This is a genomic window from Aquimarina macrocephali JAMB N27 (assembly GCF_000520995.1).
In the GTDB taxonomy this organism is placed as follows: Bacteria; Bacteroidota; Bacteroidia; order Flavobacteriales; family Flavobacteriaceae; genus Aquimarina; species Aquimarina macrocephali.
The window spans coordinates 18,240-31,842 of record NZ_JACA01000020.1; the positions used below are offsets into that span (position 1 = coordinate 18,240).

A 13,603-nucleotide genomic window follows, 5' to 3' on the forward strand; every position below is an offset into this window, starting at 1 on the left:
ATCCATACTTTGCCTTTTATGATGTACTTTCAAAAGAACCATATATAGAAATATGGAATGCATATTATCTGTATTTTTTAGTATCTAATTATGTCATATATTTATTATTTACAGCTTCTTTTATATGGGGGAAACATCATTTAAAATAATGTTAATCATTTTTAATGTAATTTTTATTGCCTTTATCGGGGCGATAGTGGTTTTCATTCGTGAATACCATAGAAAAAAGAAAGCATATATAGAACAAATCAAAACTATTGATATACTACATAAAAAGGAGCTTTTAAAAACGCAAATGGAAATACAGGTTCAAACAATGAAATCTATAGGTAGAGAAATACATGATAATGTAGGGCAAAAACTTACTTTGTCTAGTTTATATCTGCAACAATTAGTTTATGAAAGCAAAGCTCCAGAAATCATTGATAGCATAAAAAATATAATTATAAATGAGTCATTAGAGGATTTGAGACATCTTTCAAAATCTTTAACTGATGATACCATTGAGAATAATACAATCTTTGAATTAATCGAAAATGAATGCAAAAAAATAAGTAATTTAAAAAAATGCAAGATTAGTTTTAAAAGTGACTCTCAAATTAAACCTGTTTCTTATCGTAAAAAAAGTATTTTATTAAGAATCTCTCAAGAGTTTATCCAAAATAGTATAAAACATGCCAGTTGCGAAAAGATAGATATCTCGCTATATGAAAATGAAGGTAAATTACATTTAAAACTGCAAGACGATGGTAAGGGGTTTGATGTAGAAAACTTAAAAACAAATGGTATTGGAATAAAAAATATGAAGAAGAGAACGGAAATGATTGATGGTATTTTTAATTTAGAAAGTAATATAAAAAATGGTACAAAATTAACTGTGGTAATTCCTATTTAGATGAAATATACTATTGTAATTATTGATGATCATATTTTAATAGCAAATGCACTAAGTGATTTTATTTCCAATTTCACTCAATTTAAAGTTTTGTATGTGTGTAAAAATGGGAAAGATTTTCAAGACAAAATTAAAACAAAACCTATTCCAGATATTGCTTTATTAGATATTAGTATGCCAATTATGGATGGTTTCGAAACATCAAAATGGCTAAAGGAAACGTATCCAACAGTTCTAGTAATGGCTTTAAGTATGCAAAATGATGAACAAAGTTTGATCAAAATGATAAAGAATGGAGCAAAAGGATATTTACTAAAGAATACTAATCCTAATGAATTAAAAAAAGCTTTAAATGAATTAGTTGATAAAGGATATTTTTTCCCAGACTGGGCTACCAGTAAAATACTTACCTCCATCAGTGACAATACAATAAATGCTGATATAAGAACCAACTTATCCGATAGAGAAATAGAGTTTCTCAAATATACACCTACAGAAATGACCTATAGAGAAATTTCAGAAAAGATGTTTTGCAGCCCCAGAACCATAGAAAATTACAGAGATAGTTTATTTGAAAAATTAGAACTCAAAACTAGAGTAGGGCTTGCTGTTTATGCGTTAAGAAATGGTTATGAAAAGTAATTTATAGAATGATCAGGCTAAATTCCAAAGATCACCCTTTTCGTTGGTTTTATCATGCTAAAAAACTTTACCCTAACCATCCATCGCGATCCAGACTTCTATATTGAATTGCTTCAGAAATATGGTCTCCCAAAATTGATTCTGCTCCTTCTAAGTCTGCAATAGTCCGGGATACTTTTAAAATACGATCGTATGCTCTGGCAGAAAGGTTTAATCGTTCCATTGCAGTTTTTAGCAATTCTTTAGAAGCGTTATCTAAAACACAGTATGCTCTGATTTGCTTTACTCCCATCTGTGCATTGTAATGGATATTTTGTAATTCTATAAATCTTTCGGTCTGGATATCTCTGGCTTTAATAACTCTTTTCCTTATCTCCACACTGGATTCTCCCTTACGCTCTTCACTCAGCTTATCAAAAGGCACCGGTGTAACTTCTATATGAATATCTATTCTATCTAATAATGGACCCGAAATTTTACTAAGATAGCGTTGCATTTCTGCTGGCGAAGAGGTTACGGGTGCGTTGGGATCATTAAAATATCCTCCCGGGCTTGGATTCATACTGGCAACCAACATAAAACTGGATGGATATGTTACTGTAAATTTTGCTCTGGAAATCGTTACTTCTCTATCTTCTAGAGGCTGACGCATTACTTCAAGTACTTCTCTTTTAAATTCTGGTAATTCATCTAAGAATAAAACTCCGTTATGAGATAGTGAAATTTCTCCAGGTTGAGGATAGCTTCCTCCACCAACTAATGCTACATTAGATATGGTATGATGCGGACTACGAAACGGACGTTGCGCCATTAATCCTACATTATCTTTAATGCGCCCAACTACACTATGTATTTTTGTTGTTTCAAGAGCTTCTTGCAATGACATGGGAGGTAAAATGCTAGGCAACCTTTTACTCAGCATCGTTTTACCACTTCCGGGTGGACCTACTAGTATGATATTATGCCCTCCTGCAGCAGCAATTTCCATACATCGTTTTATACTTTCCTGTCCTTTTACGTCTGCAAAGTCAAATTCGGGATTATCCAGGGCCATATAAAATTCTTCTCGGGTATCTACAATGGTTTGCTCAAGCTCTCCTTTTTCATCAAAATAGTTGATTACTTCTTTGATATTTTCTACTCCGTATACTTCTAAATGATCAACTATAGCAGCTTCTTTAGCATTTTGCTTCGGAAGTATAAATCCTCTAAACCCTTCTTCACGTGCTTTGATTGCAATAGGTAATGCTCCTTTAATGGGTTGCAAACTTCCATCCAGAGATAGTTCCCCCATAATCAAATATTCTGAAATTGTGTCTCCTTTGATTTGTGAACTTGCTGCAAGAATCCCTAAGGCTAAGGTAAGATCGTATGCAGATCCTTCTTTCCTTAAGTCTGCAGGAGCCATATTAATCGTGATTTTCTTTCCTGGTAATTTGTATCCATTGTTTTGCAAAGCGGCAGCTATACGATAACTACTTTCTCGTATTGCATTATCTGGTAACCCTACAAGGTGATATCCTATTCCTTTATCAATATTCACCTCGACTGTAATGGATGTTGCCTCGACTCCAAAAACAGCACTCCCAAAAACTTTTGTAAGCATGTGTTGTGTTTTACATCCATGCAAACATAAGTACGATGAGTTTTAAAAAATGAAACTGGGATTTTGTATCAAAAATACTTCAGGATACATTTTAAAGATAAATAACCTACTCTCTTTAGACTTAATAAGGTTGGAATTGAAAAGTAGGGCCCTCGCTTTATAAAGATATATTACGTATGATAGAATACACCAAGCTCATGCCCTACTTATTTTATGTATAAATTACATAACAAACAATCATACAACTGCTTCTACTGTAGTTTGAAACAGTTTTTTATTTAAAAACTTTAGTGTTGGTATTTTGTCTTTGGTATCTACCAAAATAGATATATTATTATTACTTCCACCGTAAGATACCATACGTACTGGAATAAAATTTAATATTTCGAAAAGTCTATATGAATTCTTATCATTGATAACAGATTCTCCTACAATACATATGATACTATGATCTTGTTCTACAGTTATTTCTGCATATGTTTCTATTTCTTTTACGATTTGATCCAAATTACTTGTATCATCAATAGTTAATGATATAGCAATCTCTGAAGTTGTAATCATATCAATTGATGTATGATAGTTATCAAAGACTTCAAAAATCCTTCTTAGATATCCATGAGCCATCAACATTCGATTCGATTTGATCTTAATTGCTGTAATCCCCTCTTTTGCAGAAATGGCTTTTAATCCTTTTCGATATGTTTTATTAGAAATTATGGTTCCTGGCGCTTCTGGATCAAATGTATTTTTAAGAAGTACTGGTATATCTTTACCTACAACAGGAGAAACGGTTTGTGGATGAAGGATTTTGGCTCCAAAATATGCTAGTTCTGCTGCTTCATTATACGTAAGATGTGAGATTGGATGAGTTTCATCAACATACCTTGGATCATTATTATGTAGTCCATCAATATCAGTCCATATTTGTACTTCTGAAGCGTTTAATGCTGCTCCAATAATTGTAGCTGTATAATCACTACCTCCTCTTTTTAAATGACTAATTTGTTCTACCTCGTCTCTACATACAAACCCTTGAGTAATATATAATGACGTATGGATATTACTTTCTATTACTTTATTTAGTTTTTTACTAACCTTATCTATGTTTGGGTTTTCAACAGATTCTACATACATAAATTCCTTTGCGTCTAATAAAACATTAGATATACCTTCTGCTTTTAGAAATCCCGAGAATATGTACGTCAAAAGAGCTTCTCCAAAAGTAATAAGCTTAGAATTAACAGCCTCGGAGTATTCTTGACTAGAAATCTCAAACATTTCTGTAATCATTGTAGATAATCCGTCTTTAAGAACATTTCTTGTTTCCTGATCCTCAATTAGTTCATCAATAACATCACTATGTTTGCTTTCTAATCGATGTAAATTTCTCGTAATAGCATCAACATCATTAAATTTCACATTTTCTACCAAACGAATTAACTGATCTGTAACACCAGACATTGCAGAACAAACTACAATTTTATCTTCTTGATCCGAAATTAAAATTTCCTTTACCTTATTGAGATTTTCAACAGATCCTACAGAAGTTCCTCCAAACTTTAAAATTTTCATCAATCTTGCTTTTTCATTTGTTTTTAACAATGCATAGTTAATTAATAACTCACAAATAATAAATATTTTAAAAGAAAAAACATAAATTTGCACAGAATGTTAAATATGTAACAATGAAAACAATTACAGATTGTGTACACAATATATTAAGGCATCAACCTTTTCTAGAGGACGCACTATCAAGGGATATTATTAATTTTAGTTCACTGGCTGTTGATCTTTTACCTAAAGTGGAAAAGATTATGAAAAAACCTGTCAAACCTGGTTCTATTGTGATGGCATTAAGGCGTTACCATCCAAGAAAAATAAAGCATATCGATAATCTAAGAAATCTTGGTGATATCATGGTACGATCGGGGATAACCGAGTATACATTTTTAAACTCCAATAGTATTTTAACCAGCCAGAGTAATCTTTTAGAAAGTGTAAAAAACGAAACAAAAGCTTATTTTACATACTCTAGTAATTTTCAAGAGAGTAATATATTAGTGTCTTCATCACTTAAATCTACTGTCGAGAAACATTTCAAAAATGAGGTCTGTATCTCCGTTGCAGACGATTTGTCTTCTATTTCTATTGCGTTACCCGAAGACAACTCTAAAGTAATTGGTTTATATTTTTATATTTTTAAGCTATTAGCTTATGAAGGCATTCCTGTTTTTGAAGTCATTTCTACTTCAAACTATTTCACTTTATTTTTAGAAAAAGAATATGTTAATAAAGCGTTTTTATTAATGAATGAAGTTAAAGAAGATCAATCTTTTTAAGCAAAAAAAACCCTGCTGTTGAGCAGGGTTTTAATAAACTTCATATTATATTTTACCAAATATGTACTCGTTTTTCTGGTGCCAAATACATTTTATCTCCTTCTTTTATATCAAAAGCTTCATAAAAGGCTTTAACATTTAATAAAGGTTGGATAGCACGTGTTGTACCAGGTGAATGCGGATCTGTCTTAATTTGAGTTCTTAAAGCATCTTCACGAATCTTTGTTCTCCATACGGTAGCCCAAGACATAAAGAAACGTTGTTCTGCAGTAAATCCATCAATATCTTCTGGTCTTCCATTTTCTGCAAAATACATCTGTAATCCATCATAAGCTCCTAACACACCTCCTAAATCTCCTATATTCTCTCCTAGTGTAAATTTACCATTTACAAATACACTATCTAAAACTTCTAAAGAACTGTATTGTTCTGCTAATGCATCTCCTCTTTCTGTAAAAGCTTTAAGGTCATCTTCTGTCCACCAGTTTTTAAGATTTCCATCTGCATCAAAACGAGCTCCAGAATCATCAAAAGCATGAGATATTTCATGCCCAATAACTGCTCCAATACCTCCATAATTAACCGCTTCGTCTGCTGTATAATTATAGAAAGGTGGCTGAAGTATAGCCGCTGGGAACACAATTTCATTAAATAAAGGATTGAAGTATGCGTTCACGGTTTGAGGAGACATTCCCCATTTTGTTTTATCTACTGGCTCTCCTATGTCGGCAATCGCCTTTTCGAATTGCCATTTTGATACCGCCATTGTATTTTCAAAATTAGAATTCCCTTCTTTTACATCAAGTGTAGAATAATCTTCCCATTTATTTGGATACCCAATCTTAACAGTAAACTTATCTAATTTCTCTATAGCTTTAGCTTTTGTGCTATCACTCATCCATTCTAATACTTCAATTCTTTTTTGGTATGCTTTGATTACATTAGCAATCATTTTCTCTGCCTTAGCTTTTGCTTCGGGTGGAAATTTAGCATCAACATACAATTGTCCAATAGCTTCTCCTACAGAACCATTTACGGTACCTAATGCACGTTCATCAAGTGGTCTTTGTTTTTTTGCACCTCTAAGTGTTTTGCTATAAAAATCCCAGTTTGCTTTTTCTATTTCTGTAGAAAGAGATCCAGTTGCACTATTTAAAGTAGACCAACGCATTACGGTTTTAAGGTCTTCGATATCTGTTCCTGTAAGCACTCCTTGTAAAGCTTTCATATATTTTGGCTGTAACACCATAACTGTATCCAGTTGTTGTTTAACACCAAGATCTTTCAATAATTTATTCCAATCTACTGCTGGAGTCATTTCTGAAAGTTGAGCTATACTTCTTGGATTATTAAAGTTACGAGCATCACGACTTTGAACTTTATCTAATCTAGGTTCGGATAATTTGGTTTCGATATCCAAAATCTTTTCTGCAGCTTTATGCGCCTGATCTTCGGTATCCCCAATAAACTGAAGCATTCTCGTAATATGATCCACATATTGTCCTCTAATTTCTTTAGACTTTTCATCCTGGTCCAAATAGTAATCACGATCTGGTAATCCTAAACCACCAGTAGTTACATATGGAGCATTTATATCACTATTATTTAAATCTGGAAAAGAAGTAAACCCTAAAAACGGTGCAGAAGCAGCTGTTTCTGTTGCTAATACAGATTGTAAGTCCTGAATATTCTTTATCGCAGCTATTTTATCTAGTGTTGGCTGTAATGGAATTATACCTGCTTTATTTCTTGCTATTGTATCCATTATAGATTCGAAGATAACCAGAGCCTTATGCTGATCAGTTCCCGCAGCATATTTACCACTGGATTTTGCTTCTTCCATAATCTTAAGCACATCATCATCTGTTTTCTTTCTTAAAACCCCAAAGCCTCCCCATCGTGTTCTATCTTCAGGTATTTCGGTGTTCTTCATCCAATTTCCATTAACGTAGTTATAGAAATCATCTTTAGGACTCACGTTTGTGTCCATGTTTTCCAGAACTATGCCAGGAACTTTTTCTACCTCAGCTACTACTTCACTTTCACTATCACTTTTTTTTGTTTCGTTTTTACAACTCACAAAAGCGAAAATAAATGCAGCCAAAAAGTAAACATTTTTCATTTTTATACTCATTCTGTTATTAAATTAAGATTAGTTATTAGTAAATATGACGTCTGAACCGAAAATTCGTTACGTATATTAAGCTCGTAATTTATATAAAATGAAATATGTTGGTGAGTTTTGTACCGAGTTTTAACGAAAAAATAAGATTTAACAAACGGATTTTATTTTAACAACCTGGTATCAAAACAAAATGGTTCAACATCAATAAGCTTTACTTTATCAAATTTAGGGTGCATTGGATTAACCAGAAGGTTTTTTTCTTTCGGAATTATGATGCTAGGCACTTTAAGACCTAGATATTGCTCTTCTGCAATCCATTGCATTGCAAAATTTTGAATCTCGATAGGTACAGGAATTTGATTCCAATTATCTGGTATCTTTTCTATGTCTATAGTGGTAATTAATGTATCAGGAACTTCTATAGTAGCAATCGACATATCATCTGGAAAATATGCAGCTGGCAAATGAGCTAGTACTTCGAGGGCCGAAAGTGCTGCTGTAGTACTAGTATACAAAACAGCAACTCCTTTAGGGTTCCATCTTCCTCCTACTGTTTTTGCTCCGATTCCGGTAAGATCTTTTATATATTTTTGTTTAGCTATTCGATATACTCGCATTAGGCAAAAATTCCATGTTCTATTCTAACTAATTCTTCATTAAGTAACTGAAAACCAAACGTAGTATCTAATAATTCTTTTGGTTTTTTCATGGCTAATGCCACACTTGGGTGTCCCATCCAATTTTTAAAACGAGAAAGGTCACCAAAAATATTTTCTCCTCTTGCATAAAGCTTAGCTAACTGTAATACTCTAGCGCTAGCTTCTGTTCCTAATTTTTTATTTAAATCATAACGCTGGATAGTGCGTTCAGACATATGAAGTATATGTGCCAGTTCTTTAAGGTCAAAACCAATAGTCTTAGCTAGGTGTAGCAATGCCTTTTTATCTATCCCATTTCTTGATAGCTCAATAAAATCATACATGTTACGTAAAGGGATATCTATATTAAGATATCGTAATAAACCTTTATTTTCGAAACTATCAAAATCTAATGGAGATACTGCACTCATGATTACCTATTTTATGACAAAAATACAAAAAAAAATGACAACTGTCTTAGTTTACTGTTAAAATTGAGTCTAATTGTGGTTTTACCTCACTTAATCTTGCTTCCATAGATCTAACTGCCACAGTAGACAGGTATCGACCCAACGGTAAAACTGGCTTAATCATAAGAACTTCTTCTTCTATATTTTCTGATTCTGATAAAGAAAGAGGTATCATAGTTGGCTTTAATTTTATTATATACTTACTCCCAAGTTTTTTGATAATTTCCTGAGTATGCCCATATCTAACATTTTGTAAGGTTGTTAAAGGGGCTTTATATTGTGTTTGCGTTTTTATCATTTTACGCTCTTCACTATTAGCAATGATAATATGTTTGATATTGATTTTATCTTGTAACTCAGGGAAAGAATCTCGTAATACATTTCTAAAAACTTCTTCAACACCTTTGGATACTATACCTCCTACATTATCATAATATCCTGCATCTGCATATTGATCAGAATATTCTTTACCAGAAATAGAAGATTTTTTTACTTCTCCAACCGGGGTTATATAAGGAAACCCTGCATTTATACGCATTGCTGTTGATAATCCAATAGAGCTATCGGGGTAGCTTTTTTGCAAATTTTCTATAAAGTCACGCATCCCTGTAAGAGGTCTTAGATGAGCATATTTAACAGGACTTATTACATTATAGTTTCCTGTTTGTGTATGTGTAGTATTAATAAACAAAAGTGGTGGGGTTGTCTTCTCTTCTGTATTGGTAATATTATTATAAAAAGATAAAAGCTCTTTCTGTAAGATATCTTCGTTTGATTTTTTAGAAAAGTATTTTTTGTAAGTATCACTCCATTGTTCTTCTAACAGCTTGCCTCTGTTTTTAAAACGAAACAAACTTGTTGTTTCCTTAAATAAATCTCTACCTAATAGCGAAAGTAATGAAACCGATAAATAATTTTCTTTGTACACTGCACTTGCCTTATATTTTAAATCCGGGTATCCATCGGTCGACTTAGTTTTAAAATTAGCCTTTTTGTTATCATACATGGCAAGTTGTGCTTCAGCAAAAAACATAGCATTGCCTACACTTCCTCCCGATGCTCCGGTTAAGGATAGTAAATTTTCCTCAAAATAACTTCCATTAGATTTCTCATACAAATAACTATGTACTAAAAAAGACCAAAGCCCAGCTCTGGATCCTCCTCCTTCTGAAGAAACCAGAAGAGCAGAAAACTTCCCTTCTTTCTTTTCTATAATATCAATTCTATCTTTTATCCATTGATACATATATTGCTCCATAACCGGCCTTTCTACTTCTGAGGGTTTTATCGTAAGCTGATAATGATCAGAGCTTTCTGAAAAAAGCCTGGAAGAAAATAAACATACAACAACAACTATAGAAAATAAAGGTAGTTTTAGCTTTTTACCAGAAAGAATTAGCACAAAACTTATCATAAACAAGCTTAATAATGATAATATTAAAATCGATAAAGGATTTATTCTACTGGCCCATTCGGGAACAAAATTAAGTGCCAGAAAAGAAAACAATAAAATAAAACCTGAAAAGAGAACAACCCCATAGAAGAGTTTTTGGGGAAATTCTTTTAAAAAACGATAACTATTAAACGATAATGTAAAGAAAAACAAAGCTAGTGCGCAATTAGACAGAAAAAGATTCCCTAAATCTTTTTCTGTCTGAGTATTTAGGGTACCCAGAGATATAATAAAAACAATCAATCCTACCGATAATAGAATTATAAAAGCATTCGTCTTGGGGATTTTATTAATAAATTCCTGTATATGGCCGTATATAGTAGGTTCTGATAAAAGAAATAAAAAAAAGATACAGTAAATAAGTGTATTTGTTGGTTCTAAAAAATTAGTATAGATATTATCAAGTTCAAACAACTCCATCGCATTAAGAATACTTAAAGCTGAAATAATCAATAATAAAAGAGCTAATATTCGAGGTAGTACTTTTCTCATATGTACTCTAACCAGGTAATGATATCTAACCGATTTATTTCTATCCTGAAATTTATAATGTTGATTAGGGATAAAACCAATCAGGTTAGAAAAGGAGATATCCTTGTAATTATAATAATAGAAATACTTTGGGATATTCCAGATCAAAAATGCCGAAACCATAAGTAAGAAAAAATACAAAGGTACTTCAAACAAAAAGGCATCTGCTTGATTAAGAATTAACAATAAATCTATAGTTTGGGGAAAATGCCATAAAGCAAAATATAAAGCCAAAATAAAAAAGAGGCTAATTAGGTTATTAGACAACTCGCTCAACAGTATTTTAAACCATATACTAAATTGTTGAAAAAACAACAACAGTTTTACCATTTCTGTAATAATTAGATTTTAAGAATAAGAATATAAATCTAATGAATAAAACGAATACTCATGTCTAAATATATTTTAATTTATTATTCATTAAAATCAAACAAATAGGGTGTCTTCTTTCAAAAATTGTTAAAAAAAACAAAAAAAGAATTTTTAATAAACTACCCGTAACCAAAGGGTCATACGTGATTTTTGTTTATAAACCACAAATAAAAATCAATACTGAACCTAAAAAAGTTACGTTTTTAACATAAAATGTTGTATATTGTCGTTGATTTTGTGTTTTACAACGATAAAAAATCATTTAAAGTAAGTAATTACTTACAAAATTTAAGTTCAACCCCAAAACCAAACTTTATGAAAAAATTTCTACCCTTATTAGCCTTGTTACTAACAAGCATAACATTTGCAAACACTAAAATTGACATTTCTTATAAATTAATGTCAGTAACAGAAAACACTGTAGTTGATGGTTTGGACGAAAATTCTGAAGAAGGTGTTATTTTCATTACAGAAAGTTTACATCTTGAAGCTGGAGTACGTATTAAAGTAAGAAACGCTTGTTTAATAATTCTTGGTGATTTAACAGGTAATGGTATTATTGATATCGATGATACAGCAACTGTAACATTAGAAGGAGATGAGCAAGGACGAATTACTTTTATTAATAAATTTTTGGCAGATGATACCTGTCAACAAACTACAGACCAAAAAACTTTTAAACATATAAAAGAAGTTCCCCAAGGCCTTAAATATAGTCTTTACAACATGTCTGGAAGATTATTAGACAAAGGAGAAGTTGATGATTATATTCAAAATTATATTGACCCGAAGACCTATTTAATTAAAATTGACGGATACAAATTAAAAAAGATAATTTTCAAAATGTGATTTAATCATTAAAAGTAAGGTTTAAAATCCACGGCAATCCCCTGTCGTGGATTTTTTTAAGAATACTCTAATCCTCTGGTATATAAATCCTTAAAACATTGCTTAATATTTCAAAAAAAAACTATATTTAGCAATTATTCCCCCTAAGCTTCTCCCTAATACGCCGGTTTTTTAAATAATAAAGAACGTAAGAGCTCAACCAAAATTATTATTATTATGGCACGAATATCATGGTTCAAATCTGAAGCGGCTAGATATACTTTATATGGGATATCTTTCGGATTTGCATTTCCTATTCTGGCCACAAGTATAGACATTGCCAGACTTGACCTTGAATTCTCGTTACAATCTATAGCCTATGTACAAAGAAATTTCCCTATTCATTATATTATAGATACTGCTCCCTTATTTTTGGGTCTGTTTGCCATGTTTGGAGGTAGAAATCTAGATCAATTAAAAGAAAAAAATCAACAAATCTTAAAGGGCTCAAAATTTAAACAAGAGTTCCTTGCCAATATGAGTCATGAAATCAGAACCCCTATGGTTGGTGTTATAGGTATGATTGATTTACTTTTTAATACTACAAAACTTAATGATCTTCAAAAAGAATATGTTACTACAATTCACCAATCTTCGCATAATTTATTAGAAATCTTAAATCAAATTTTGGATCTATCAAAAATGGAAGAAGGAAAATTTAATTTATCCCCTACTCCCATTAATTTTAAAAAGTTAATCCATCAAAATGTAGATCTCTTTTTGGCCACTGCTACAGCTAAAGAAATTAATTTGATTCCTAAATACTCTGAAGAATTACCCGAAAATATAATAGCAGATGGTAATCGTTTAACTCAAGTTATTTCTAATCTTATTGGTAATGCCATTAAATTTACTAATGGTGGAGAAATACACATACATATTTCTGCTGTATCTCAAAAAAATGACCACCTAACCATTAAAGTAGAAGTGATCGACTCTGGCATTGGTATTGGAAAAAAAGATCAGGAAACACTTTTTAGTCGTTTCAGTCAATTTAATGAAGCAACTATCCTAACTGGTCAAGGAAGCGGACTAGGGCTTTCTATATGTAAAAAACTAGTAGATCTAATGCAAGGAAAACTTGGTGTAAAAAGCGAGCTCGGAAAAGGTAGTAATTTTTGGTTTACTTTTAAAACAAATATCGTCGACACACCAGTATTAGTTCAAAAAAGTAAAGTTCCTACACGAATAAAAAATTATAACTATAATTTACATGTATTGTTAGTAGAAGATTCTGAAACCAACATAATGGTATCCAAACAAATTCTAAAATACCTTGGTTGTACATCAGATATAGCAAAAGATGGGAAACAAGCATTCAACATGTTTAAAGAAGACACTTATGACCTTATCTTAATGGACATCAATCTACCAGAACTTGATGGTGTTCAAACTTGTAATCTGATTCGTAAAAACTATAAAAAAGTTCCCCCGGTAATTGCCTTAACCTCTAATGCCTTACCCGGTGATGCAGAGCGATTTATCGCTAAAGGACTGGATGATTATATTACTAAACCTTTTACTACAGAAATTTTAAACATTAAACTCAAGAACTGGTTCGGAGATCATTACAAGTATCATTAATCCTATTTAAAACAATCAGAAATTTAAAATAAGCTACTGTTTTAACGTATTGACATCAAT

Annotated in this window: 11 protein-coding genes; 5 read left to right on the forward strand and 6 right to left on the reverse strand. The window is 31.8% G+C overall.

The features are described 5' to 3' along the window. Nucleotides 1-124 precede the first annotated feature (124 nt). Entirely contained in the window at nucleotides 125-895 is a 771-nt protein-coding gene (locus Z054_RS0112405) for a sensor histidine kinase (protein ID WP_024770383.1), read from the forward strand. Next, complete coding sequence (locus tag Z054_RS0112410) at nucleotides 896-1,537, forward strand: response regulator transcription factor (protein ID WP_024770384.1); 642 nt, start codon at nucleotides 896-898, stop codon at nucleotides 1,535-1,537. A gap of 67 nt (nucleotides 1,538-1,604) precedes the next feature. On the opposite strand, the gene Z054_RS0112415 is transcribed toward Z054_RS0112410, so the two are convergent. Then, nucleotides 1,605-3,143, reverse strand: coding sequence for a YifB family Mg chelatase-like AAA ATPase (locus Z054_RS0112415; RefSeq protein ID WP_024770385.1), 1,539 nt, complete (start codon nucleotides 3,141-3,143; stop codon nucleotides 1,605-1,607). Nucleotides 3,144-3,380: 237 nt separating this feature from the next. After that, nucleotides 3,381-4,715: an aspartate kinase gene (locus Z054_RS0112420; RefSeq protein WP_024770386.1), complete on the reverse strand. Its 1,335-nt coding sequence runs from the start codon at nucleotides 4,713-4,715 to the stop codon at nucleotides 3,381-3,383. A 113-nt stretch (nucleotides 4,716-4,828) separates the two neighbouring features. Between Z054_RS0112420 and Z054_RS0112425 the strand changes: the two genes are divergently transcribed. Further along, nucleotides 4,829-5,482 (forward strand): hypothetical protein, encoded by a 654-nt coding sequence (locus Z054_RS0112425; protein WP_024770387.1) that lies wholly within the window; start codon nucleotides 4,829-4,831, stop codon nucleotides 5,480-5,482. A gap of 52 nt (nucleotides 5,483-5,534) precedes the next feature. On the opposite strand, the gene Z054_RS0112430 is transcribed toward Z054_RS0112425, so the two are convergent. The 4 genes from Z054_RS0112430 to Z054_RS0112445 form a co-directional block, all read right to left on the reverse strand. Continuing rightward, a complete protein-coding gene (locus tag Z054_RS0112430) occupies nucleotides 5,535-7,604 on the reverse strand; it encodes a M13 family metallopeptidase (RefSeq protein ID WP_084050344.1) in 2,070 nt (689 codons plus the stop codon). Nucleotides 7,605-7,768: 164 nt separating this feature from the next. Next, complete coding sequence (locus Z054_RS0112435; RefSeq protein ID WP_024770389.1) at nucleotides 7,769-8,224, reverse strand: RES family NAD+ phosphorylase; 456 nt, start codon at nucleotides 8,222-8,224, stop codon at nucleotides 7,769-7,771. Next, entirely contained in the window at nucleotides 8,224-8,676 is a 453-nt protein-coding gene (gene parS / locus Z054_RS0112440; protein ID WP_024770390.1) for a type II RES/Xre toxin-antitoxin system antitoxin, read from the reverse strand. Before parS ends, Z054_RS0112435 begins: the two co-directional genes overlap by 1 nt. A gap of 46 nt (nucleotides 8,677-8,722) precedes the next feature. Then, nucleotides 8,723-10,885, reverse strand: a complete 2,163-nt coding sequence (locus tag Z054_RS0112445; RefSeq protein WP_152538536.1) for a hypothetical protein — start codon at nucleotides 10,883-10,885, stop codon at nucleotides 8,723-8,725. 501 nt (nucleotides 10,886-11,386) lie between these two features. Between Z054_RS0112445 and Z054_RS0112450 the strand changes: the two genes are divergently transcribed. Together Z054_RS0112450 and Z054_RS28460 are read left to right on the forward strand one after the other, a co-directional pair. After that, on the forward strand, nucleotides 11,387-11,920 hold the full coding sequence (locus tag Z054_RS0112450) for a hypothetical protein (RefSeq protein ID WP_152538537.1): 534 nt from the start codon (nucleotides 11,387-11,389) through the stop codon (nucleotides 11,918-11,920). A 216-nt stretch (nucleotides 11,921-12,136) separates the two neighbouring features. Continuing rightward, entirely contained in the window at nucleotides 12,137-13,543 is a 1,407-nt protein-coding gene (locus Z054_RS28460; protein WP_024770393.1) for an ATP-binding protein, read from the forward strand. Nucleotides 13,544-13,603: the final 60 nt, after the last annotated feature.